Source organism: Chengkuizengella sediminis (assembly GCF_010078385.1).
GTDB classification, from domain to species: Bacteria; Bacillota; Bacilli; order Paenibacillales; family KCTC-33759; genus Chengkuizengella; species Chengkuizengella sediminis.
The window spans coordinates 479919-502246 of sequence record NZ_SIJC01000001.1; the positions used below are offsets into that span (position 1 = coordinate 479919).

Genomic DNA, 22328 nt, shown 5'->3' on the forward strand with positions numbered 1-22328 from the left:
TCTTAAATAAATTAAAAATTTGTGGCACAACCTATACTTATTAAGCAAATACACCGAATTCTTCTATTTTACAACTAGATATAGCTGTTGTCCCACCAGAAGATAAAATGACAATCCCTTCTCCAACATCACTAATTGTTCCATTATTTATAAACTCACCAGCTCTAATTCCTTCAAACGATCCTATCTTAGATTCTGCTAATTTTGTTGTTGGATCTTCAGTACACGAACATTCTCCCACAACACTTTTTCTAATGGGTTTTAATTTGAAATCAAATGGACTATAAGTCGAAACAGCACAAATATTATGAATTGGAAATTCCCTATTATCTAGAACAGCGATAAAATTATCGACATCAATTAAAGTACCTGTTCTTCGACCATTAAGAGTAAATATTTCAACATTTAACCCCACCAACTGCTCCAAAACACATTGCATCGGACAAACACAGCAGTCACATATAGTCTCATCAAAATGTCCCATATGGATCATCTCCTTCTTATTTTATTTGATGAGATATCTTATGAATGGGATTGCCTACATGATTGGACTTATGTCTTAGGAGATCATAAATCCGCACTTGTCAGTGTCAATATGGGATGGAATGTCATAAGATGAAAGTACACCAATCACAGATGGTTTTTGTCAAAACACCCATTAGATCATCCTTTTATAATAAGTTTCTTCTCTATTATGATGAGAAGGAACTTTCTTACGATTAGTCAAGTACATTTAAAGATTAATATTTTTATGGCTGGCTCAAAATAAAATTTTGATCATTTCTTCCTATTTTATTCATCAATTAATGCGCCATATTCTTGAAGATCAATATCACTAAAAAGGGACTATCCAAGTACTCTCTTTTTAAATTAAGTCAAGGTTAATTATTAGGGAACCGTTTTTATTTTGGGGTGACAGTTGTTATTGCACATGTGGATATATATATTCTATTATTTATATTTACAATCCCTTCCCCTACTTCGAAGACAGGTGCATTGATAATATTATTATTTGGTCTGACTTTAATATCGACCACTTGACCTTTAAAAGTATTATTTAATAAATTTGTTATTGGGTCTTCACAACAAGCACATTCTCCTGTACTTTTCCTAATTGGTTTCAATTTAGGTAACTTAGAAGCGTTTTCCTCTATGAATAACACTGTAATTTGGCATATAGGAAAAGTGCCTTTTGACGTAAATAACAAAAAATCCTTAACCTCATTTATCGTAACTTCAACCAAATTTCCATCGCTAAGAGTAACTATGCTTAATGTCTCATCAATCAACTGCTCCAAAACACACTGCATCGGACAGATGCAGCAGTCGCACTTGGATTCATCAAAAACGCCCATCTTTAAACAACTCCTTATTAATTATTAGTTAAGATATTGTATGGGTTAGAATGAAGTTTTGACTGGACTATAGAGCAAAAAAACTGCTAATTGGCGACTATACATGGTACTTTCTTGATTTTCATATTCACTCTTAAAAATCCATAAATATCGTGCTACTTACTTAAAACTTATGATTAGGAATGAATTTATCTAAATAGTTAGTTTTTGAGAAAAGCACAAATAAACCTAGCTAGATTACTATTTTTGCACTAGGATTCTTTATGTTAAAGTTATATGTATAACTATGATGAGGCTGCGAACCTGTAGTCATAGTTTAAACGATGTGTAACAAGATAAAAGATTGTCTTTAACAGTTTGTTTACACATGCAATGGATGCAACCTTATGACATTTGTTATAGGGTTGCATTTTTAATCAGGGAAGGTTTCTTGAATCACCTTATGCATTCGGTTTCGAACAATACTCAGCTCATCGTCCAATTCTGCATAATGCCTTGAACATCTTTTTAATTGGCGGTAAACCTCATTTTCTGCTACGTATTCCCTCCGCTCATTAGTAAAAATGGGTAAGAGCAAGTTGATGAGCATCACTCCGATCTGTTTTATGAATTCGAAGAGAATCACATTGCATTTTCGACTCTAATGGATTCAATAGATAATAAGAGAACACGTTTTCCTGCATGAAACGTTCGAGTTGTCTTGAATAGACTCCAGTGGCTTCAAATACAATATGTGGTTGTTCCATATAAGCATCGATCAAGTCTTCAATCGTCTTTTTTAACTTGAGAAATTCAGGACGATTATGCTTTATTTCTTTTTCGATCACACATTCTTTAAATGGACTATAAATAACCATGTAACTTTTCCCCATACTAACATCAAAAGCAATAACATGTTTCATTTTCATTCTCCTTTGTTATTTTCAAGCTTCACTCTATCCTTATCGATTCCCATTTCTTATACACGATCTCAGTGGATCCAACATACTTAAACCTGATTCTAATAAGGGTAGTGAAGTAGACCAGTTTTCGTCACGGATTCATGATCCAAAACAGTACCTCGATCTATTCTTCACTTCTACTATATAAAAAATAGTAGTGCGAACCAATGCCTTGGTCTGCACTACTAATCTTAGTATGTTTTTGTTTTATCTCCGTTATCTCTCTTCTGCTGTCTTTTTGTTATGACAGCTATTACATAATGATTGTAGATTACTTAATACTAACCTTAATGACCAATCATCTTTGATCGGTGTAATGTGATCCGCCATATCTGCAGGTGTGATTTGTCTTTGTTTTAAACAATACTGACATAGGTGATGATTTCTAGTTAATGCTTGCTGTCTTACAATCTTCCATTCCTTGCTTTGATAGAAGGCTTTACTCTTCTTTTCTCTTATATATTTGTCATAGTATTGGTTACTATCTTTCTTGTGTTCATCACAATAAGCTTCTCTTGTGAGTTTTGAACAGCTTGGTTGATTACATGGTTTCTTTGGTTTAGATGGCACTATTGTTTATCTTCCTCTCAATCTTTGTAAGGTCATTTCATAATATCCTTGGTCAATAATTTATTTTTTCATCCTACTTCCTCCCCTAGCACAATGGATGATATTTTCCCAACAAAAAAAGCGCTATATCAGCGCCCTTCCTGTTAACCGTTTAATAATAAAATTTTATTATTAAACGGTTATTTATAATGTTATTACTGTTGCTTTTAGGCTTCGTGATGCAACAAAAATATCATCTACAAAACTTGTTGAAACCCTTGTAACTTTGAGATCATACGTATTGATTCCAGCTCTTGGATTATCATCTACTATAGGAAAGTTTGGAAAGTTGGTATGTCTTCCAGCAGCTACACCTTCATAATCCATTTCATCATTGATCGTTGCAATGACATTACCATTACGCAGGATCTCATATCTCACTTCAAAAGTTACAGAGACATTCAAAATTACTGGGTCAGATGCAACAGAAGGAGGAGCAGGAGGAGGGGGAGGAGTACCACCTACAGCAATTTGAGCCATTGAATCAAGTGATACTTGTGTCTTCTGTGGTTCTTTAATACATACATCGACGGTAGCTACAATTTCAGAATCACCGTCAGCAGCAAGAGTAATTGCACCTGTTCCCCCATATGCATCCTCTACTGAAAATGTCTGAGCAACAACAAAAGGTCCTTTTTTTAGTCCCATTAAATTACCTCCCAACTTTTTAAATTAAAATACCATTTCACTCTATCTTATGAACAATCTAATGAATTTGCTTGGACTCTTATCTATGGGCATAAATACAAAAAGGAGCGCCATACTAGCGCCCTTCCTGTTACAGTTTACAATAAAATTTTTTATTTTCAATCGGTTCTTTATACTGTATGTTATTTAATATCCTTTTGATTGTGCGAATGCGGATACGTGGAATAAATAGACGCAATTGAACACCTCATTGTTTTATTTTTCCAACAAAAAAGAGCTCTTATGTGCGCCCTTCTGTTAACCGTTTAAACATAAAATTTTATTTTCAAACTAGTATCTATGCAGTAAATACAGTTGCCTTGAGACTTCTAGATGCAACAAAGATAAATATCACCCCTGTATCTGGTGCAACCCTTGTAACTCTGAGCTCATACTTATTGATTCTGGCACTTGGATTATCATCCACTAAAGGAAAGTTTGGAAAGTTTGTATGTCTTCCAAAGTTAGCTCCTTCATAATCCATTAAATCATTAATCGTGGCAATGACAACGTCATTACGCAGGATTTCATAGGTCTCTTCAAAAGTCGTTGCACCAGTATTATTACCATCTACAGCAATTTGAGCCATTGAATCAAGTGATACCTGTGTTCTCTGCGGTTGTTTGACATACACATCGACAGAGAGTATAACTGTAGGGGTATTGAGTGCATCAAGCTGAATCACTTTTGGATCAGTAAAACTATAAGGGCTACCCTAAACCGTATCAGCTACGACAAAGGGTCCTTTATTTAAACCCATAAGATTCACCCCTCTCTCCGTTTAATATCTTCATCCTATCCTATGAACCATCTCATACATTTGCTTGGACTGATGTCATATAGACATCTGCGTAAAGTTACAAAATATTCTCTCTTTATTCATCTTGCTTCCCTCCCCTAGCACAATGGATGAAAAGAGACCAATTAGTCCTTCTTTAAACCGTTTAAGAATAGAATTTTATTTTTAAACAATCTATACTGTGAATACTGTGACTTTTAGGCTTCGGGATGCAACGAAATTATTAAAGCCGGTTACCGCTGTGCATACAAGATCATAAGTATTAATTCCAGCATAAGGGTTATTATCTAAAATCGGAAAGTTAGGAAAGTTTGTATGCCTAGCTCCAGGAGCATTAGACGCAAATTCCATTTGATCATTGATAATTGCAATTCTATTTCCATTACGGTGAATTTCGTATGTCATATCAATAGGATTACTAAGAAAAGTAATACCTACTACAGCAATTTGAGCCATAGTATCAATGCATACCTGAGTTCTTTCTGGTTGTTTAATACACACATCTACCGAAAGAACAACTTTAGGAATAGAATCATCAGGAAGTAAAATAACTCCTTCGGTATCAGTATTATAAGGATCTCCTTCTACCGAAACACTTTGAGCCACAACAAAAGGTTCATCTTTAATACCCATAAAATCCCCTCCCAACTCATTAAATTATCCTTCACCCTATCTTATGAACAATCTAATGTAGTTGCTTGGACTCTTATCTATGGGCTGAAATGTAAAAAACCAACTGTTATATTTTAATTGATAATTGGGATAATATAAAAGCAAGCTGTCTGTACTAGTCCTTATTAAGAGTATTCTTAGTAGGGACTTTCTTTTTATCACCCTGCTTCCCTCCCCTAGCACAATGGATGATATTTTCCCAACAAAAAAAGCGCAATCAGCGCCCTTCCTATTAACAATAAAATCTAATGTTCAAACTGTATTCTATAATGTAAATACTGTTGCTTTCAGACTTCGAGATGCGACAAAAATAAAAGATGTAGCTGATAGCCTTGTACACACTAGATCATACGTATTGATTCCAGCACTTGGGTTATTATCTAAGACTGGAAAGTTTGGAAAGTTTGTATGTCTTCCAGCATCTGGAAATGATCCTGTTGGAACATAATCCATTTCATCATTGATCGTTGCAATAGTAGTTCCATTGCGCATGATTTCATATGTTACTTTAAAAGTTTCGGATGATTGAGTAGCACCTACAGCAATTTGAGCCATTGAATCAATTGATACTTGTGTTTTCTGGGGATTTTTAACACATACATCGACGGTAGCTACGGTTTTAGGATCGAGAGTATTACTTAAATCAATTATATTTGGATCATCTGGATCATATGGATCAACTACTGAAAAACTTTGAGCTACAACAAAAGGTTCTTGTTTTAGTCCCATAAAATCTACCTCCCAACTTCTTAAATTGTCCGTTCACCATATCTTATGAACCATCTAATGAAGTTGCTTGGACTGATATCCCTAGACATTTACACAAAAAACCAAGAAACTTTAAAAGCTCCTTGGTCTTAAGTTTCTTTGACTGCATCCAGAAGTCTAAAAGCGTGTTCACATTATAGATCACAGTTTAAAAATAAAATTTTATTATCCATATACTTTATGCTGCTCAAACCTTGTTTGATTGTGCAAATGCGGATAAGCGAAAAAATAGGCGTAAAAACTAGTCGTTCTCTTTTTTATCATCCTGCTTCCCTCCCCCTGTTTCCCAAACAAAAAAAGAACGTATTTCTAGCCCTTCTGCTAACCGTTTAATCATAAAATTTTATTTTTAAACTTAAGTCTATATTGGTATAACTGAGGCTTTTAGACTGCGTGATCCTATGAATACATTTGGAAATGGTAGTGGTGATTGATTTGTACATCTAAGAACATATTTATTCAATCCAGAAACCGGATTTTCATCCACTACTGGAATGCTTGGAAAATTTGTATGTCTTCCATCAGCAGGTACTGCTTCATAGTCCATCTCATCATTTATAGTTGCTATACAATCACCATTTCGAAGAATATCATATTTAACTGAAAATGTTGTATTCCCAAAATTAGACATCCCTACAGCAACTTGAATCATTGAATCAATACACACTTGTGATCCATGTACACATACATCGACGGAAAGGACATCAATAGGTGTGCCATCTGAAGGAAGAGAAACTACACCTTCAGTTTGCATAGTATATGGACTTCCCTCAACTGAAACCGTATCAGCTACAACAAAAGGTCCTTTGTTTAAACCCATAAAATAACCTCCCAACTTCTTTAATTATTCGTTCATCCTATCTTATGAACAATTTAATGAATTTGCTTGGACTCTTATCTATGGGCTGGAATGTAAAAAGAGCGCTTATGTGCGCCCTTCCTTTGTATCTCACAATATAATAATATCATTTCAGAATCCAAATCGTTGGCATTCCTTTGGCATTTTATTGTTAATCTTTTGGCATTTCATTGGCATTTTTCAATTCTTACCTCTACCTTTAGAATGAATGCTAGTTTATAGAATGCTCTTTCCCTTATTGCTTTATATTTCTTTGGACTGATTTCCATTTCTCCATAGTACACATGGTGATCATATATATACTGATCTTTTAAATAACGTTCTATGATGAGCTGCCTTTCTTTTGCACTTAATCTATTAACTGCCCTTTCAACCCATGCTACATACCTTCTACGTCTTTCTGGTTCGTCTACATTCTCTATAGCAATATCTGCTGTTGAGTCGCTTTTTTTATTTGTTGATTGGTGTTCTTTGAATATATATGCAGGTGTAAGGTTCGCTTCTTTTTCTTGATACTCTATTGTTTTGTACAAAAGGCAATTTGATAGAACTTCCTCTACTGCTTCCCTTGTCAATTCTGCATCTATCTCTGGTAATTCAAAGTTTAATTGTTGTTGTTCAGCCATATCCCACCCTCCTAGAACAAATGCTTTTCCACTTTCAGTTATCATACCCTCTCATAATACGACACGCTTTATATGTTGCCCCATCTGCAAAAGCATCAATAGCCCTATAGTGTCTATCTAATAACTCCTCATGCTTCTTTAACATACGATATAACCCATGAATACCAAGGCTATTAGCTTCTTGTTTTAATTTTTCTATTTCTTGATTTGTATCACCCAACCTCTTTCACTCCTTCCAACTCTTCTATGAAATTCATGCTATTAATTTCCAAACCTGATCCACAATCTTTAAATAATCAACGGGCACTTTCCCTTGATCGATTGGGTACGCATTTACGTCTAGTGTTTCAAGGGTTATACTTTGTGTTCCTCGCTTTCCTTTCTGCCTAACCTCCCAATAGTGTTTGAGAGTGATAAAAGGCATGAGGTATATCGTTCTGTGTTTATCAAAGGAAATTAGGATAAAACTAATCGCTCCATGTCTATGACATTTCTCTAAATACTCAAATGGTGATCCTCAATGTTAGAGAGTGGGAATCTATTAAGTTGCTTTGTTGACTTCGCTTCAAACACAATTGAAAGTCCTTGATATGTTCCGTCATAGTCCACTGTTGATGGCTTTTCAAGAAACCCTGATATCCTGCTACCACTCATTCCAAGTATTTTTACAGGTGTTGGACGTTTATTGATTACAGCTTGTCCCTTACGTTCATACATGGCATTGGTGTAATCTATCATTTGTTCAAACCCCATTCCTCGGTTAGCGTAGGTCATTCCACGTCACCTTTCTTCACATCAACTAATCCAGTATCTATAATTGCATCCCTATGCTTATCTAGAGCGTAGATATATAAATCTCCACATCGTTGAATTGCTTTGTACATTCCATGTTTTTTACTGACCTCGATTACATCCCCAATATTCAGCATTTGCCTGTAGTCTTTTGGATTTTCTGTGAGTAACCTTAGTTCTTCATTCGTTGTTTTAACAATCAGCTCTCTAAGACCTGATTTAGTAACTTTTCCTTGACCTATTATTTCCATTCCATTCCATTCCATTCACCCTTTCTTAATCATTCGATTTCCGTACATTCCTCCAAAACGTGGTTGAATCTTCTGTTTCTTACTGCGGTCAATGACTAATATTGCAACGTCATCTGGCTTTCTTTTAAACGCTCTAGCTATATCTGTAATGCAAAACCCTTGTTTCCACATGTTGTCAAATTCTACAGCGATATAAAGCTTCTTGAGTTGGTTTGCATGTGGTGTGTCTTTCAATATTTCCGAAGCACGTTCGTAGACTTCTGCTTGTTTTCCGTCAAATATCTTGCGACCACGTTTATATTTGGCTAGACGTTCAATAGAGTCCGTTGTAGGGTATTGTCCGCCAGAATCAAATAGTTTTGACATTCGTTTTCTCCTTTCGTAAGTGTTTTCGGGCAAAAGAAAAAGACGCTGTTTAGCGCCCACCGCCCATAATATAATGTGTTCAAATATATCACTTTGATTCATACTTTTTAGAGACTCATTTGCATCAAATAAATAGGCAGAACAATGTGAATCATCTATTTCTCTTCATTTAGATGTGGTTTAAGATTGTTTAAATCGAGGAAATTTTCCTTTTTGTTTGAAATTTTGCTCCTCAAGCAAAGGGGTAATTGCCCCTATTTTACAACTAGAAAAGGCAGCTGTATTAGCGCTTCCCATACCTTCGATAGACATAATAACAATTCCTTCTCCAACATCAATAATTACCCCAGTTGTTAATATATTACAAACTGCAATACCTTTCGATTCTCCGATCATAGATTTAGCTACGTTAGTTATTGGATCTTCAGTACACGAACATTCCCCAACGCTTTTTCTAATGGGTTTTAATTTAAAATCAAATATACCTTCAACTCCAACAGCACAAATATCATTAACTGCAATTTGAATATTATTGCCTTCCAAATCAAGAGTAGCGATAAAGTTATTGACAGCAATTAAAGTTCCATCAAGATCAGCTTCTGGAAGAGAAGAAATTAATATTGCAACTTCTTCCCCCACCAACTGCTCCAAAACACATTGCATCGGGCAAACGCAGCAATCACATATGGATTCATCGAAATGTCCCATAATATTCACCTCTCATTCATAATTTTAGTTAGTGTATTGTATGAATTCTATTGTCATTATGAATGGACGCTTGTGCTCTATTACAAAATTTCCGCTAATTAACTATCATTTCTCTACAACCAACCCGGTTTATCCCTAACTACCTTCTTCGCTTTCGCCACGTTCTCAACCGCTCCAGACAACGCATCTAATAAATCTACATAATCACCGTGCGGATACTGCGTTATTTGTGAAACAAATCAAACATAAAACCTAATGAAGAAATCATTTTAAGTCTTTTCACCCCGTTTGAAGGAATGAGTGATCCAGATTTAATGATCGATGAACCTTATATTGAAATTAATGGATATTTTGAAGAAGTTGATGATAAAAATCTTTTTACTTCTATCTTCCCTTTAAAAGAGGAATAATTTAGATATATTTACTTCGTTAAAATCCTGATTTTATCATAGTTCTATTTAATCTAAATATGTTATTATATCCCTAGCCAAAATGAAAAGGAGATTTGATTATGATGTTAACTGCTTCAGCATCAGTAAATGTAGGTTTTTTAACATTTTTACCTTTACTATTTTATTTACTAATCATCCTATTTGTAGTTTCTTTTGTTCTTTTTATTCGAAGACTGCTTATTAACTCATCAACCAAAGTCACACATAATGCTGAAATTAGCAAGAAACTTGATAGAGTAATTGAATTACTTGAAAAACAGGAGAAAAACTGACTGGCTTATAAAGATATTTTATAAGCTTGTATCCCCCTTTCATTTTCAATAGAATCTCTGTTTTATTCGGTTAATATTTTTCATTCAATCTTTTATAACGCTCTTCAAAGCCATTGCGATTACTCGTTTACTATCATCTATGCTTTTTAAAGCTTCATAAAGCCAATCTGAATTACTCTTCATAAAGTCTCTTCTCCATTCTATAAAACCTCTGTTTTATGATTAAACTTGATATGAAACAATTATTTGATAAAATTTTAATGATATGTAACCTTAAGATGATTTATTACGTCTAAGTTGAAAAATAAAACAATACCTTAGGAGGTTGTAATAAATGAAAAAAATTATCTTGCTTGCTTTATCAATGGCTCTTATTTCTGCAATTCTTTTGGGGTGTCAATCAAATGGGAATAACGGATTAGCAGATGCCGAAGTATCAAAAGTAAGTATCTCTAAATCAAGTGGTTTCGGTAAAGTGAACCCTGATTTTTTTACAGTATATGAAGATGAAGAAACTCTTAAGATATTCAAAAATATCATCTTAAAAGCAGTTAAAGAAGCATTTAAAGTGTATATGGTCGATCCTCAGTTTGATTTAGAATTCATTTTTACAGACGGGACTAAGCAAGGTTATCATTTATGGGTAGGAGAAAAGGGACAAAAAAGCACCTTAATGAATATTGATGATACATCCACTATCTATTCCATTTCAGAAGAAATGACTAACCAGCTAATTGACTTGATTCAATAATATTTTAATCGAAGACCTCTTATATGGGGTCTTTTCTTACTGTTTTTAATTTACTTTCAATAAAACTCTGATTTTATTTACATTTTTCACAATAAATTTCACTAAGAATTATCCATTCTTCACATTTTTTGCATTGATGCTTAAAATTCTTGTCTTGCCATTCTACTCTGTCAGAGTGAGCCTGAAGATCTGTTAGTGGCACATATTCCCCACATAAATTCATCTCCTTTCTTTGGATAAAATCCTAGTTTTATCTTATAAACTATAAAAACAATGGTATAATATACTTTGTTTCAAAACTCACATGAAGGACTGATCATTCTTGGACATCGAACAAAAAAATGAAGTAATTGAATCTAAAACCGTTGTAAAATTAAATCCTTGGACAACAATTATGTTTAAACCCCGTGCTACAATGAGATACATATTAGACACTGATCCAGGTAAAGTGTTTTTGTTGATCTGTTTAGTAATGTTTATAGACACATTAATTTATTCAATTCAAGGCTTTATACTAAATTCATTTGTAATAGGAATATTTTGGCGTTCTGTTGTTGTTTCAGTTATTGCTATACCGGCTGCTTACTATCTACTTCCACTCCTTTATAAATGGATAGGAGATATCTTAGGTGGGAAAGGTACTACAAAAGAGATGCGTTATGTTGTTGGCTATACTTATATCCCATCTATCTACTCATCTTTAATATTTATGTTCTTTCAGATAATTGCATCTTTCTCTCCTGAATTATCAGTTCTACCTTTTGTGATTTTATCTATATCTATTTCAATATGGATATTCATAGTAAGTTTAAAGTGTTTATCTGAAGCTCATCAATTTTCAGTATGGAGAGCGTTAAGTACAATGATAATAATCTGGATAATTATAATAGTATCTGTTGTGTTGATTGGTTTTGCATTATTTACATTGATCGCTTTAACTTAAACAATTAGACTTTGTTTATAATCTCCTTATTTTATAGGAGATTATTTTATATGATAAAATTCTAATTTTATTACATCTAACATTTCATAATCCTATCAATTTGTTTGTGTAAGCTATCAATCGAACCCGTGTTATATACGTCATAATCAACAGCAAACGTATCGACGTACTTCTCGGTATCGTGATTGAGAATATCTTTAAGTTTGCTATCGTCAACTTCCATATCACCAGCCTCTTTCATCCGTTTGATACGAAGATCTTCCGAAGCATTGACTCGTAAAATCATATAGCCGTGATCCTTCAACGCCTTGAATTCGTTAGGCATTCGTAGATCCGTGATAATAATATGATCAAATTGTACATGAGGTCTTAATCGGTCGATTCTATCGAAACACATTCGAATCCATATGTTAGGATCACGCTCTCTCATCGCTTGTCCGAACCACTGGTATAAATCGTGGTCCTTTTCTGTAGGTTCACCGAATAACTCGTGGGCATAACGTTTCATTAACTCAGCGAAAGCAAATCGTGCTTCTCCGTATCTGTGAGAAATGTAATGAGAATGTTTTTTTAGTATGGGACCTTTAAAAGAAAAGTAAGAGGACAATTAAATGGCATCAATTCAAAAAAGGGGAAAGGAAACTTACCTATTAGTAGCAGAAGCTGGAAATGAATCTAACGGAAAAAGGAATAGACGAACTAAAACAGTAAAAGCAAAAAATAAAACAGAAGTCAAAAAATTACTTGCGGAATTTCAAATCGAAGTTGAATCTGGTGAGTATATAGCACCAGAGAAAATGAAAATCATTGACTTTATAGAAGAGTGGAAAGAAAAGTACGCTATCAAACAACTTGCCTCAAGAACATTTGATAACTACATGAGTCAAATAAATACAAGAATCATTCCGACTTTTGGTCAAAAAAGAATTGATCAAATAAAAACAATGCACCTAGTTAATTTTTTTAATGACTTAAAAAAAGAAGGGAAATTAGCGAGTGGAACAATACACTATATCCATCGGGTTTTAATGAGGGAAAACCAGTTATTAAAGAGCCTAAAACTAAAAAATCAGTCCGATCAATTTCCATGCCTGAATCGGTATCTACCGAATTAAAGCAATATCAAATATTACAACAAGACAATAAATCACATGTGGATTCGGATTGGATTGAAAGTGAATATGACTTTGTTTTTTGTGGTCTATACGGACAAGCTCTATATTATACTTCACCCACAATGTGGTGGAATAGATTTATTAAAAGAAACAACCTTCGTAAAATAAGGCTTCATGATATTCGTCATACACACGTTACAATGGCTATAAGTGCAAAACATCACGACGCTACAATCACTAAAAGAATGGGATGGTCAACATCAAGAATGATCGATATGGACATTTAATCAAATTAGCGGATGAAGCTGTTGCCGATACATTCGAACAACTTAGAAAGAAGTCGAAATAGTACTGAAAAAATTCGTCAACAATTCGTCAACAAATGTGTTTTTTACAAACTTTTATCAAATTAATGAAACTTGATAAAAAAGAAAAACCCCTTGATACACAAAGGATTTGGACGTTTTTATTATGGTGACCTGAACAGGGTTCGAACCTGTGACCTCCACCCTGTCAAGATGGCGCTCTCCCTGCTGAGCTATCAGGTCATTTATAATACAAAGCTTTTTGCGAGTGTTTAGTATATTCATACTACCAAGGATGAATTAAAAGGTCAATCATTATATTATAAAACCTACTTTATGATGTGATTAATAAATTTTTTCGTTTCTACTATAGCTTGCTCCAATGGTTTAGTTGTTCCTTGAAATGGATGCACAGAGTTAAACGTATGATTGCCTTCTGAAATTTGAATCAAATCAATAGTATCATTTTTTTCAACTAGCTGTTTAGACCCTCTAATTAATCGATCATGATCCTTTGTTCCTTGAATAAGAACGATAGGAGTTTGAGTAGATTCTACTCTTTTAAGAATATTATACTTTTCTTTATTCTTTTCCATATCCTCCAATATCTCCACATTTAAAGGCATTTGCTGTTTTGTACGCGCATTATATACAGAAGACCTTCCCTTTTGTTTCATTTCCTCTTTCTGCTCTCTGGTGAATAAATCTACGTTTGTAATTCCATTCCAGCTGACTACTCCTTGAACTACTTCAGGATGATCAAAGCTATATATCAAACATACTCCTGCCCCTCTACTGTGGCCTAGTAAGTAAAGCTGAGATGTATTTATCTCTACATCAATCGGGAGATTTTGATTTTGAACAACATCCACTAAAATATCTAAATCCTCTAACTCTCTTGCATATGTATTTTGTGCAAATTTATCCAACTCCGTAAAATCAAGTAGATTCTCACCAACGCCATTGTGCGAGAAATTGAATGTGACTACATCCAAATCATCTGATAATGCCCCTCCAATATATGAAAACATGCCCCAATCTTTAAAACCTTTAAAACCATGGCAAATAATGAGAGTACCTTTAGAAAGGTTTTTAGAGAGATAAACATTCCCTCTTAACACCCTATTTTCTTCGATTTTAATTTGAAATGGGATGGACATATGAACTCCTCCTTTTATTGATATTAGACTAATTCAATCCTTTTTCTTGCTTTGGCAGATTCAATGCAAGCTGAAACCACCTTCATATTATAATACGCATCCTTAGATGGAAATGGTAAAGGTTGATTTTGAAATACACTTTGTGCAAAATGATCTACTTGCAACGTATATTGATTTACATCAGGTACCTCAATTACTTTCGAATCACCTTGTTTTGTAACCGTAAGATAATTCTTTCCATCCATTGTAATAAATGCACTTGGCACTTCAATTTTCCCATCAGAACCTACAATCTCTATACTGTTTCTAAATTCTGCCCACATCCCGCAGTCAAAAGTTAATGAGATTTGATTCGGGAATTCAATCAATCCAGATGCCATCATATCTACTTGATCATGTTGTGAGGAGAAAAAGGCATGGGTTGTTACCGCTTCAGGTTCATTTTCTACAATAAATCTTGCAGCACTAATTGGATAACATCCTACATCGTATAATGAACCTCCGCCCATATGTTGTTTGTATCTAACGTTTTCCATATCCTCTGCATTATTAAACGTAAATACACTATGTATTCCACGTATTTCACCTATCTCACCTGATTTAATAATCTCTTTTAACTGTTTATAACGTGGATGATATCGATACATAAAAGCTTCAGCAAGACTAACCTTAGCTTTCTCACAAGCTTCAATCATTTCACTAGCTTCATTTTCATTTAGTGCCAATGGTTTTTCACATAACACATGTTTACCTACTTGTGCTGCTTTGATCGTCCACTCTTTATGTAAATGGTTTGGAAGTGGGATGTATACTGCTTCTATGTCTGGATCAGCTAACAATTCCTCATAACTTCCATATGCTCTTGGTATGTTCAATTCTGATGCTACTTTTAAAGCCTTTTCTTTCCCTCGACTAGCAATAGCCGTCACTTCATTATTTATTGATTTTTTTATACCAGGGATGACTGAATTTATAGCTATATTTGCACAGCCCAAAACTCCCCATTTCATTTTTCTAGTTTCAATTATGATCACTCCTAAATGCATTTTTCTTGTAAAAGAAACTTATTTTCTGTATATTAAAAAAAACTTCATTCATAAATATGCTTTACTTTCTATATTATGAAGTAGGAAGTTCTGTTAAACAAGTAATTAAGAAAAAACAAAAAATATTTCTGCAACATTTCTGCCACATAGTCCGTCTAATATTTAAATCAATTAACGAAAGAAGGGTTTAAATTGAACAAAAAAATATTAACAGGGTTATCCGTCATTTTCATGTTTATTTTTGTGGTTGCTGGATCAGTTTTTGCATTTAGTGACTTACCTGAGGGAACAGACAAAAACATGATTATGGAATTAAAGCGAAATGGAGTTGTAAGTGGAATGGACGAAAATAATTTCGCTCCAAATGGAAAACTTACCTATGCTCAAGGTATTGCCTTAATCGTTAAAGGGTTAGATTTGAATTTAGCCCATATGACCTTTATCAAGCAGCCTTTAGCAAGTGACTATTTTACAAACATATCAGATGATTCCTGGTATGATGATTATTTTGTAAAAGCCTACTTAAATGGTGTAGATATAGAAAAGGATGTTAATCCAAACAAGAAGATGACGAAAGAACAGTTTGCACATGCCTTATTTCAAGCGATGGATGCAAAAGGAGATTATAGTTTTATCGAGATATTCTTAACGATTTCAGATGGTGATAAGATTGATTCAAAATATATGGATAGCATTCAAAAAATATTACTTTCAGAAGTTGCTTCTTTAGATCAAACAAACAAATTCCATCCGTCACAACTTGTCAAAAGAATTGATGCTTCAGTGATGATATATAAAGCAATAAAATTCGTAGAAAATAATCATTCAGAGGATGAACCGCCTTTTGAAATACCTGCACCCATCCCGGATGAAGAAGTGACCTTTAAAGTTGAGAAAATGAATGAGGAAGTGAGCAAAGTCACTTTATCATGGGGAGAAAAACCAAATTCAGGCTACTCCATAGAAATTACATCGGTCGATTTTATCAATAAAGAAGCTGTAATTCATTATCAACTTCATTATCCTGTTGAAGGTATGATGTATGCTATGGTGATTACTGAACCTAAAGCAGAAACTTATATTTCTAATTCATTAACACCTAGTATTCAACAATTAAAACAATAATGTTGTTCAAGTTCTGAACGTAATCGATTTACATAAACAACTCCTTTCATTGTCTCAAAACAAAGTGATGGGGAGTTGTTTATTCTTTTTTTAATAAAAATATATGACACCAAATACGATTTCAAATTTATTTCGAGCTAAATAAGCAGCTTTAATGTTCCCTGGAATAGCAATTGTGATAAAAACCAACAATTTGAGAAATAGTAATACTATGAAGTTTGCAAATAAAAAACTCCCCTCTACCTACCTCTATGGATAGAAACAAGGGAGTTTTAAATGGTGCCGAGGACCGGAGTCGAACCGGTACGGTAGTCACCTACCGCAGGATTTTAAGTCCTGTGCGTCTGCCAATTCCGCCACCCCGGCACATTTTTAGTTGGTGGGCCTTGAGGGACTCGAACCCCCGACCAATCGGTTATGAGCCGATTGCTCTGACCAACTGAGCTAAAGGCCCAAACTTGGTTGCGGGGGCAGGATTTGAACCTACGACCTTCGGGTTATGAGCCCGACGAGCTACCAGACTGCTCCACCCCGCGTTGTTAGCTTGTTTAAAACTTGTATAACAGCGACAAGAGTAATCATACACAATGCTAAAAACAAAGTCAAGGATTTTTTTATAATCTATATTTTCATAATGTTTAGAAAATTTAATTCATATGATATATCGCACACCATACCTACCTTTTAGCGATCTAAAAACCTCAACTTCCATTGGATATTCAAAGCCGTATACCCACCAATCTTCCTCCATTCTTTTAGCTAAACATCCCGCTTGAAATTTGGAATCATACAATTTCACACAGTAAATCCATTTCATATCCTCACCTCATAAACTATATACGATAGTTTTAGATTAACCGATTTTGGCACATTTATTTAAACTAAATGTTTTTTTATCAGATTTTATGATTTGCATTGGATTTACTTTGCATTGTTATTCTAAATAACATAAGGGTAAACTAACTTGGAGAAAAGCTTAACAGCCCGTTTTTATAATGAAAGGACATACGGACTGTTATATAATATGAAGGTTAACATCAGCACTAAGTAGAATAATATTATGATTCAGCTTGTTGCTCTTCCTCATCACGATATCGATGAGCAAGTCGACTAGATGCTGATGCGGCAATACTAGCCACTAAATCATCTAAAAAAGTATGGATACCATTGTTTCTTTTCGTATCTAGCTTTTTAATAATTCCTATTTTATTTTTGTCTAAATGTCCAAATGTTGTTAATGCAATACTGCCATATGCATACACTGAACCAATCGCTAACGTTTCATCACAACCAAATAAACCCTCGTCTGTTTCAATAAGTGACTGCAGTGGTTCAGATAACATCCCTTTTTCACATAAAACATCAATCTCAATCCCAACCAAAACGGCATGTTGAACTTCTCTTTTCTCTAATACGGCCTCGACACTTTCTATGCAATCGTCCATATGCAAATCCTCATGATAAGCTGACTGCATCTCATATACAATAAAAGCGATATCCTCTATTTTAACTCCACGCTGATTCAGTTTTTCAAAAACTGCAGCTCGAACTTCTTTACTGTGTACTTGTCTTTTCATTTTAAACCCCTCCCTTGAAAAGATTTCTATATTATATCATATCTTCACAAAATAGCCCTTATTAAAATGGATAAAAACAGCTATAATAGAATTAGATAGTAATAAGATACGTTATCATATGCAGCGTGTTCATTTTTCTTGCAAAACTCCTGTAGTCAAATTTAATAAGGAGGTATTTATTATGAATTTCGGAATTGTAGTATTTCCAAGTAAAGAGATTCAAGATTTTTCTAACTCTCATCGTATGAGGTATGACCCACATTATAAACTTTTACCTCCTCATATTACCATCAAAAAACTTGAATCATTTGATGAACAAAAAATGGATGAAATTGCAGCTCATCTTGAGCATGTCACTTCTAACTTGTCACCATTTGAAATCACATTTAATCGAGTATCCAACTTTTTCCCATTAAGTAATGTGATTTACCTTGCACTTGAGGAGACGAACAGAATAACAAATTTATATGAAAGTATTAACGAGGGAATGTTACAAGAAGAACATCCTCAATACCCTTTCACACCTCATCTGACAATTGGGCAAAATTTAAATGAAGACGAAATGTTTGATATTTTTGCAAACTTAAAAAACCAAAATATACACTACCGTATGAAAGTGGATCGTGTTCATTTGCTTTATCAGCTTGAGAACGAAGTATGGACTGCATACCAAAGTTTCGTATTAAAAGAAGAACATTAAATTCATAAGAATAAAAGTGTCAAATGATCATAAAAATGCTTACTTCATGTGTGTGAAAACATGGAGTAGGTATTTTTTTATTTTGAATCTAATAAACGATTTTATCGGATGGAGCTTAAGATGAGTGGTGAACAATTTGGAATTTTAGTTGAAGGAGATCTAGGTAAATTAACTTTTCAAGGGTCTCGTTATAAAGGGTTTTAAAGAATTGTAAATTGACTATAATAACAAACCTCCTGCCATGAACAAAGGTGTAGGAGGTTTGTTTAAATATTTTAAAGTAATTACGACTCAGCTGCTTCTAAAATTTTACTTAATAAATCACGATTTTCATCTAGTTTTTTTTGAAATTCTTTTGGAGAAAGTCCAATTTTCTCCGCCAAACAAACTGGTATTTTTTCTGCTTTTTCTCTCAAATCCAAGCCTTTTGATGTTAAACTTACCAGCACTTTTCGTTCATCATCTTTAGAACGTTCACGTTTTACAATATCAGCCTCTTCCATTCTCTTTAACAGTGGGGTTAAAGTTCCTGAATCTAATAAAAGATGTTCCCCTAGCTGTTTTACTGTCAGTTCGTTTTGTTCCCATAAAACAAGCAATACTAAATATTGAGGGTATGTTACATCCATATCCTTTAAAAATAAATTATACAATTTTGTAAATTCCTTAGACAATGCATAGATAGAAAAACATAATTGATTTTCTATCTTTAATTGTTCATCCATCAATATTCACCTACCTGCTTCTGTTATCAATGAAATCATATCGTGACCAAGTTCAAATGTAAACCTAGGTATCCTTATATTGAACAAATTAATTTACTTTGACAGCAAACAAATCCTATGTTAAATTTTAATTGTGCACAATTTAATTATACAAAATTTATAAAATAAAATCTAGTCTATTCTCTAATTGAACCACTAATCATTAGAAAAGAGGAGTAAATATGATAAAATTAAGTGTTCTGGATCAATCCCCCGTTTCTGAAGGAAGCAATCCACAAGAAGCTCTAAAAAACACAGTAAAGTTAGCTCAACAAACAGAAAAATTAGGTTATCATCGTTTTTGGGTAGCAGAACACCATCATACTGAAGCATTAGCAGGTTCATCTCCAGAAATATTAATAGCACACTTGGCTGCAAACACTTCAAAAATAAAAATAGGTTCAGGTGGGGTCATGTTACCTCATTATAGCTCTTACAAAGTTGCTGAGAACTTTCAATTATTAGAATCACTTCATCCAAATCGCATCGATTTAGGTGTAGGTCGGGCTCCAGGTGGTATGCCATTATCTACAATTGCTTTACAGGAGGGAAAAAAAAGAGCTGTTCATCAGTTTCCTGAACAAATAGATGATTTATTAGCTTACATTCATGATGATTTAGATGAAAAACATCAATTAGCTGGTTTAAAAGCAACACCTTTAAGTCCAACAGCACCAGAACTTTGGATGTTAGGTTCAAGTGGCGATAGTGCAGTTTTAGCAGCAAATAAAGGGTTGCCATATACATTTGCACATTTTATAAATGGACAAGGTGGATCACAGTATGTAGATCATTATAAACACACTTTTAAATCGTCCAAATATCTAAATAAGCCAAAAAACATTGTAGCTATTTTTGTAATTTGTGCAGAAAGTGATGAAAAAGCAGAACGAATTGCAAAAAGTTTAGATTTATCCTTGTTGTTGATTGAAAAAGGGGGGCAAACAAGAAAGGGAATTCCAAGTATAGAAACAGCAGAATCATACCCTTACAGTGAATTTGATTTAGAAAGAATCCGTCAAAATAGAAAACGAATGATTGTGGGTTCACAAGATTCAGTGACTCATCAACTGCTTCAGTTAAGAGATCAATATGGTACAGATGAATTAATGGTAGTCACCATTACTCATGACTTTGAAGATAAACTGCGATCTTATGAATTACTTGCAGAAGCATTTAGATTATAAATAATAAATGTATCCCTGCTCCTTTTAAACTAATCTGAAAGAAATAAAATTAAAAAAAACGGCATGCCATTTTTTGATATCCATGCATGCCGTTTCTGCTAACTTATACTATAAATTAAATATCTCTTTAGTCTACCATATACTCATCAGGATTGTGGCGCCAAGATTGAAGTAATTCTAAATCTTCACTATCCACTTTGCCCATGTCTGAAGCTATTTGAATGAGTGCAGTATAGTTTGATAAGGTATGCAATTGAATATTTTCTTCAACAAAAGCGTTCGATGCCTTTTCAAATTGATAAGTAAATATGGCTATAACCGCCTGCACATATCCCCCCGCTTCTTCTACTGCTTTTGCAGCTCTTAATGAACTGCCTCCAGTAGAAATTAAATCTTCGATCACAACTACTTTTTGATCAGGTTTTAAAAGACCTTCAATCTGATTTTTCTTTCCATGACCTTTTGCTTTATCACGAATATAAATCATAGGTAGTCCTAACTTATCTGCTACCCAAGCTGCATGTGGAATACCTGCAGTTGATGTACCAGCGATAACTTCAACATCTGAATATTTTTCCTTGATGACTTTCACAAATCCTTCAGCAATACTATTTCTAATATGAGGATATGACATGGTTAAACGGTTATCACAATAAATAGGAGACAACAAACCTGAAGACCATGTAAAAGGATCCTTTGGTTGAAGGTTCACTGCACCAATGTCCAATAGAGATTGTGCAATTTGATTTGCTAGCTGAGAATTCATAAATTATTTCAACTCCTCTATAATACTTTCAACTGACTTACGTGGATCATCAGAAGCCGTAATGGGTCTTCCAATCACAATGTAATCTGTACCTTGCTTAAATGCTTCCTTTGGTGTCATGATTCTAGATTGATCCCCTGCATTTGAGCCTATTGGACGAATACCTGGGGTCACTGTTACAAAATTTGTTCCGTTTTGCTCTTTTATGTTCTTAACTTCTAAAGGAGATGCTACGACTCCATCTAAACCTGCGCTCTGTGCTAACTTAGCATATTGCAATACAGAGTCCTCAACTGTTCCAGTAATCCCAATCTCTTCGTTTAAGGTAGTTACATTTGTACTTGTAAGTTGTGTTACACCGATCACCAATGGTTTAGGATTAGAATGATTTGCAGCTTGATCCACTCCTTCGAGTGCACTTTCCATCATTTTTTTCCCACCTGCAGCATGAACATTAAACATATCTACACCAAGTCGAGTAATGCTAGCTGCTCCACCCTTCACTGTATTTGGTATATCATGCATTTTCAAATCTAAAAAAACTTTATAACCTTGTTCTTTTAATTTCAAAACAAAGGATGGGCCAGCAGCATAAAACAGTTGCATTCCCACCTTCAAATAACAAGGAATACCTTTTAATTGATTTAATAACGATTGGGCTTCATCAGCTGTAGCATAATCCATAGCTACGATCATTCTTCCTATGAAATCTTCCGTTCTCCCCAAATCATC

The 22328-nt window shown here is 34.1% G+C and carries 29 protein-coding genes, 4 tRNA genes and 3 pseudogenes; 9 read left to right on the plus strand and 27 right to left on the minus strand.

The features are described from left to right. Nucleotides 1-40: 40 nt before the first annotated feature. The 15 genes and pseudogenes from EPK97_RS02365 to EPK97_RS02440 all read right to left on the minus strand — a co-directional run bounded on the left by EPK97_RS02365 (nt 41) and on the right by EPK97_RS02440 (nt 9433). The gene (locus tag EPK97_RS02365) at nt 41-484 is read right to left on the minus strand and encodes a hypothetical protein (RefSeq protein WP_162034991.1); all 444 of its coding nucleotides are present in this window, start codon (nt 482-484) and stop codon (nt 41-43) included. Between the two features lie 418 nt (nt 485-902). Next, nucleotides 903-1355 (minus strand): hypothetical protein, encoded by a 453-nt coding sequence (locus EPK97_RS02370; RefSeq protein ID WP_162034992.1) that lies wholly within the window; start codon nt 1353-1355, stop codon nt 903-905. A gap of 415 nt (nt 1356-1770) precedes the next feature. Next, nucleotides 1771-2257: pseudogene (locus EPK97_RS02375) on the minus strand (IS110 family transposase); the annotation flags it as partial. Nucleotides 2258-2512: 255 nt separating this feature from the next. Further along, the gene (locus EPK97_RS02380) at nt 2513-2866 is read right to left on the minus strand and encodes an HNH endonuclease (protein WP_162034994.1); all 354 of its coding nucleotides are present in this window, start codon (nt 2864-2866) and stop codon (nt 2513-2515) included. Nucleotides 2867-3049: 183 nt separating this feature from the next. Then, the gene (locus EPK97_RS02385; protein WP_162034995.1) at nt 3050-3553 is read right to left on the minus strand and encodes a hypothetical protein; all 504 of its coding nucleotides are present in this window, start codon (nt 3551-3553) and stop codon (nt 3050-3052) included. 337 nt (nt 3554-3890) lie between these two features. Continuing rightward, nucleotides 3891-4277, minus strand: coding sequence for a hypothetical protein (locus tag EPK97_RS02390; protein WP_162034996.1), 387 nt, complete (start codon nt 4275-4277; stop codon nt 3891-3893). A 288-nt stretch (nt 4278-4565) separates the two neighbouring features. Next, on the minus strand, nt 4566-5024 hold the full coding sequence (locus EPK97_RS02395) for a hypothetical protein (protein WP_162034997.1): 459 nt from the start codon (nt 5022-5024) through the stop codon (nt 4566-4568). A 303-nt stretch (nt 5025-5327) separates the two neighbouring features. Next, a complete protein-coding gene (locus tag EPK97_RS02400; protein WP_162034998.1) occupies nt 5328-5792 on the minus strand; it encodes a hypothetical protein in 465 nt (154 codons plus the stop codon). A 400-nt stretch (nt 5793-6192) separates the two neighbouring features. Continuing rightward, complete coding sequence (locus EPK97_RS02405) at nt 6193-6651, minus strand: hypothetical protein (protein WP_162034999.1); 459 nt, start codon at nt 6649-6651, stop codon at nt 6193-6195. Nucleotides 6652-6857: 206 nt separating this feature from the next. After that, entirely contained in the window at nt 6858-7316 is a 459-nt protein-coding gene (locus EPK97_RS02410; protein WP_162035000.1) for an ArpU family phage packaging/lysis transcriptional regulator, read from the minus strand. A 34-nt stretch (nt 7317-7350) separates the two neighbouring features. After that, nucleotides 7351-7536, minus strand: a complete 186-nt coding sequence (locus tag EPK97_RS02415; RefSeq protein ID WP_162035001.1) for a hypothetical protein — start codon at nt 7534-7536, stop codon at nt 7351-7353. Between the two features lie 33 nt (nt 7537-7569). Beyond that, a pseudogene (locus tag EPK97_RS21620) lies at nt 7570-8090 on the minus strand (Holliday junction resolvase RecU). Continuing rightward, nucleotides 8087-8359: a hypothetical protein gene (locus tag EPK97_RS02430; protein WP_162035003.1), complete on the minus strand. Its 273-nt coding sequence runs from the start codon at nt 8357-8359 to the stop codon at nt 8087-8089. The pseudogene EPK97_RS21620 and the gene EPK97_RS02430 overlap by 4 nt, the downstream one beginning before the upstream one ends. 15 nt (nt 8360-8374) lie before the next feature. Further along, nucleotides 8375-8725 (minus strand): hypothetical protein, encoded by a 351-nt coding sequence (locus EPK97_RS02435; RefSeq protein ID WP_162035004.1) that lies wholly within the window; start codon nt 8723-8725, stop codon nt 8375-8377. 180 nt (nt 8726-8905) lie between these two features. After that, nucleotides 8906-9433, minus strand: a complete 528-nt coding sequence (locus tag EPK97_RS02440; protein WP_162035005.1) for a hypothetical protein — start codon at nt 9431-9433, stop codon at nt 8906-8908. A 511-nt stretch (nt 9434-9944) separates the two neighbouring features. Between EPK97_RS02440 and EPK97_RS02445 the strand changes: the two genes are divergently transcribed. The 3 genes from EPK97_RS02445 (at nt 9945) to EPK97_RS02455 (ending at nt 11851) form a co-directional block, all read left to right on the plus strand. Further along, complete coding sequence (locus tag EPK97_RS02445) at nt 9945-10157, plus strand: DUF4083 domain-containing protein (RefSeq protein ID WP_240903665.1); 213 nt, start codon at nt 9945-9947, stop codon at nt 10155-10157. A 334-nt stretch (nt 10158-10491) separates the two neighbouring features. Then, nucleotides 10492-10908: a YhfM domain-containing protein gene (locus EPK97_RS02450; protein WP_162035006.1), complete on the plus strand. Its 417-nt coding sequence runs from the start codon at nt 10492-10494 to the stop codon at nt 10906-10908. A gap of 322 nt (nt 10909-11230) precedes the next feature. Next, nucleotides 11231-11851 carry a Yip1 family protein gene (locus tag EPK97_RS02455; RefSeq protein ID WP_162035007.1) on the plus strand — a complete coding sequence of 207 codons (621 nt, stop codon included), beginning with the start codon at nt 11231-11233 and terminating at the stop codon, nt 11849-11851. A gap of 76 nt (nt 11852-11927) precedes the next feature. Here EPK97_RS02455 and EPK97_RS02460 read toward each other — a convergent pair whose 3' ends face one another. Then, a complete protein-coding gene (locus tag EPK97_RS02460; protein WP_162035008.1) occupies nt 11928-12458 on the minus strand; it encodes a nucleoside/nucleotide kinase family protein in 531 nt (176 codons plus the stop codon). A 4-nt stretch (nt 12459-12462) separates the two neighbouring features. Between EPK97_RS02460 and EPK97_RS22315 the strand changes: the two genes are divergently transcribed. Both EPK97_RS22315 and EPK97_RS02470 read left to right on the plus strand, forming a co-directional pair. Further along, on the plus strand, nt 12463-12966 hold the full coding sequence (locus tag EPK97_RS22315; protein WP_162035009.1) for a tyrosine-type recombinase/integrase: 504 nt from the start codon (nt 12463-12465) through the stop codon (nt 12964-12966). Continuing rightward, nucleotides 12939-13253 (plus strand): hypothetical protein, encoded by a 315-nt coding sequence (locus EPK97_RS02470; protein ID WP_420826765.1) that lies wholly within the window; start codon nt 12939-12941, stop codon nt 13251-13253. Before EPK97_RS22315 ends, EPK97_RS02470 begins: the two co-directional genes overlap by 28 nt. Nucleotides 13254-13438: 185 nt before the next feature. On the opposite strand, the gene EPK97_RS02475 is transcribed toward EPK97_RS02470, so the two are convergent. From EPK97_RS02475 to EPK97_RS02485, 3 genes are all read right to left on the minus strand, one after another. Next, nucleotides 13439-13514 (minus strand) — tRNA-Val (locus EPK97_RS02475). A gap of 86 nt (nt 13515-13600) precedes the next feature. Further along, nucleotides 13601-14431, minus strand: coding sequence for an alpha/beta hydrolase family protein (locus EPK97_RS02480; RefSeq protein ID WP_162035010.1), 831 nt, complete (start codon nt 14429-14431; stop codon nt 13601-13603). Between the two features lie 23 nt (nt 14432-14454). Next, nucleotides 14455-15477: a Gfo/Idh/MocA family protein gene (locus EPK97_RS02485; protein WP_170295430.1), complete on the minus strand. Its 1023-nt coding sequence runs from the start codon at nt 15475-15477 to the stop codon at nt 14455-14457. A gap of 192 nt (nt 15478-15669) precedes the next feature. Here EPK97_RS02485 and EPK97_RS02490 point away from each other — a divergent pair, with 192 nt between their 5' ends. Further along, nucleotides 15670-16602, plus strand: coding sequence for an S-layer homology domain-containing protein (locus EPK97_RS02490; protein ID WP_162035011.1), 933 nt, complete (start codon nt 15670-15672; stop codon nt 16600-16602). A gap of 277 nt (nt 16603-16879) precedes the next feature. On the opposite strand, the gene EPK97_RS02495 is transcribed toward EPK97_RS02490, so the two are convergent. The 5 genes from EPK97_RS02495 to EPK97_RS02510 form a co-directional block, all read right to left on the minus strand. Then, nucleotides 16880-16968 (minus strand) — tRNA-Leu (locus tag EPK97_RS02495). A gap of 11 nt (nt 16969-16979) precedes the next feature. Continuing rightward, nucleotides 16980-17056 (minus strand) — tRNA-Ile (locus EPK97_RS02500). Between the two features lie 5 nt (nt 17057-17061). After that, nucleotides 17062-17138, minus strand: a tRNA-Met gene (locus EPK97_RS02505). Nucleotides 17139-17254: 116 nt separating this feature from the next. Next, nucleotides 17255-17419, minus strand: a complete 165-nt coding sequence (locus tag EPK97_RS21345; RefSeq protein WP_170295431.1) for a hypothetical protein — start codon at nt 17417-17419, stop codon at nt 17255-17257. A gap of 241 nt (nt 17420-17660) precedes the next feature. Next, entirely contained in the window at nt 17661-18179 is a 519-nt protein-coding gene (locus EPK97_RS02510; protein WP_162035012.1) for a phosphatidylglycerophosphatase A family protein, read from the minus strand. Nucleotides 18180-18360: 181 nt separating this feature from the next. On the opposite strand from EPK97_RS02510, the gene EPK97_RS02515 reads away from it, so the two are divergent. Then, nucleotides 18361-18879, plus strand: coding sequence for a 2'-5' RNA ligase family protein (locus tag EPK97_RS02515; protein WP_162035013.1), 519 nt, complete (start codon nt 18361-18363; stop codon nt 18877-18879). A 105-nt stretch (nt 18880-18984) separates the two neighbouring features. Beyond that, a pseudogene (locus EPK97_RS02520) lies at nt 18985-19083 on the plus strand (DUF2500 domain-containing protein); the annotation flags it as partial. Nucleotides 19084-19163: 80 nt separating this feature from the next. On the opposite strand, the gene EPK97_RS02525 reads toward EPK97_RS02520, so the two are convergent. Beyond that, complete coding sequence (locus tag EPK97_RS02525; RefSeq protein WP_420826766.1) at nt 19164-19604, minus strand: MarR family winged helix-turn-helix transcriptional regulator; 441 nt, start codon at nt 19602-19604, stop codon at nt 19164-19166. Nucleotides 19605-19825: 221 nt separating this feature from the next. On the opposite strand from EPK97_RS02525, the gene EPK97_RS02530 reads away from it, so the two are divergent. Continuing rightward, complete coding sequence (locus EPK97_RS02530) at nt 19826-20830, plus strand: LLM class flavin-dependent oxidoreductase (RefSeq protein WP_162035016.1); 1005 nt, start codon at nt 19826-19828, stop codon at nt 20828-20830. Between the two features lie 127 nt (nt 20831-20957). Here the strand turns inward: EPK97_RS02530 and pyrE are convergent, their stop codons facing one another. Next, nucleotides 20958-21596, minus strand: coding sequence for an orotate phosphoribosyltransferase (gene pyrE, locus EPK97_RS02535; RefSeq protein WP_162035017.1), 639 nt, complete (start codon nt 21594-21596; stop codon nt 20958-20960). Between the two features lie 3 nt (nt 21597-21599). After that, complete coding sequence (gene pyrF, locus EPK97_RS02540) at nt 21600-22292, minus strand: orotidine-5'-phosphate decarboxylase (RefSeq protein ID WP_162035437.1); 693 nt, start codon at nt 22290-22292, stop codon at nt 21600-21602. Between the last annotated feature and the right edge of the window lie 36 nt (nt 22293-22328).

Excerpts from the sequence above, each read along its gene's own strand:
- EPK97_RS02365 (WP_162034991.1), bottom strand. The coding sequence starts at position 484 with ATGGGACATTTTGATGAGACTATATGTGACTGCTGTGTTTGTCCGATG.
- EPK97_RS02370 (WP_162034992.1), bottom strand. The coding sequence starts at position 1,355 with ATGGGCGTTTTTGATGAATCCAAGTGCGACTGCTGCATCTGTCCGATG.
- EPK97_RS02385 (WP_162034995.1), bottom strand. The coding sequence starts at position 3,553 with ATGGGACTAAAAAAAGGACCTTTTGTTGTTGCTCAGACATTTTCAGTA.
- EPK97_RS02395 (WP_162034997.1), bottom strand. The coding sequence starts at position 5,024 with ATGGGTATTAAAGATGAACCTTTTGTTGTGGCTCAAAGTGTTTCGGTA.
- EPK97_RS02400 (WP_162034998.1), bottom strand. The coding sequence starts at position 5,792 with ATGGGACTAAAACAAGAACCTTTTGTTGTAGCTCAAAGTTTTTCAGTA.
- EPK97_RS02405 (WP_162034999.1), bottom strand. The coding sequence starts at position 6,651 with ATGGGTTTAAACAAAGGACCTTTTGTTGTAGCTGATACGGTTTCAGTT.
- EPK97_RS02410 (WP_162035000.1), bottom strand. The coding sequence starts at position 7,316 with ATGGCTGAACAACAACAATTAAACTTTGAATTACCAGAGATAGATGCA.
- EPK97_RS02430 (WP_162035003.1), bottom strand. The coding sequence starts at position 8,359 with ATGGAAATAATAGGTCAAGGAAAAGTTACTAAATCAGGTCTTAGAGAG.
- EPK97_RS02435 (WP_162035004.1), bottom strand. The coding sequence starts at position 8,725 with ATGTCAAAACTATTTGATTCTGGCGGACAATACCCTACAACGGACTCT.
- EPK97_RS02440 (WP_162035005.1), bottom strand. The coding sequence starts at position 9,433 with ATGGGACATTTCGATGAATCCATATGTGATTGCTGCGTTTGCCCGATG.
- EPK97_RS02445 (WP_240903665.1), top strand. The coding sequence starts at position 9,945 with ATGATGTTAACTGCTTCAGCATCAGTAAATGTAGGTTTTTTAACATTT.
- EPK97_RS02450 (WP_162035006.1), top strand. The coding sequence starts at position 10,492 with ATGAAAAAAATTATCTTGCTTGCTTTATCAATGGCTCTTATTTCTGCA.
- EPK97_RS22315 (WP_162035009.1), top strand. The coding sequence starts at position 12,463 with ATGGCATCAATTCAAAAAAGGGGAAAGGAAACTTACCTATTAGTAGCA.
- EPK97_RS02470 (WP_420826765.1), top strand. The coding sequence starts at position 12,939 with ATGCCTGAATCGGTATCTACCGAATTAAAGCAATATCAAATATTACAA.
- EPK97_RS02480 (WP_162035010.1), bottom strand. The coding sequence starts at position 14,431 with ATGTCCATCCCATTTCAAATTAAAATCGAAGAAAATAGGGTGTTAAGA.
- EPK97_RS02485 (WP_170295430.1), bottom strand. The coding sequence starts at position 15,477 with ATGCATTTAGGAGTGATCATAATTGAAACTAGAAAAATGAAATGGGGA.
- EPK97_RS21345 (WP_170295431.1), bottom strand. The coding sequence starts at position 17,419 with ATGAAATGGATTTACTGTGTGAAATTGTATGATTCCAAATTTCAAGCG.
- EPK97_RS02510 (WP_162035012.1), bottom strand. The coding sequence starts at position 18,179 with ATGAAAAGACAAGTACACAGTAAAGAAGTTCGAGCTGCAGTTTTTGAA.
- EPK97_RS02515 (WP_162035013.1), top strand. The coding sequence starts at position 18,361 with ATGAATTTCGGAATTGTAGTATTTCCAAGTAAAGAGATTCAAGATTTT.
- EPK97_RS02525 (WP_420826766.1), bottom strand. The coding sequence starts at position 19,604 with ATGGATGAACAATTAAAGATAGAAAATCAATTATGTTTTTCTATCTAT.
- EPK97_RS02530 (WP_162035016.1), top strand. The coding sequence starts at position 19,826 with ATGATAAAATTAAGTGTTCTGGATCAATCCCCCGTTTCTGAAGGAAGC.
- pyrE (WP_162035017.1), bottom strand. The coding sequence starts at position 21,596 with ATGAATTCTCAGCTAGCAAATCAAATTGCACAATCTCTATTGGACATT.
- pyrF (WP_162035437.1), bottom strand. The coding sequence starts at position 22,292 with ATGATCGTAGCTATGGATTATGCTACAGCTGATGAAGCCCAATCGTTA.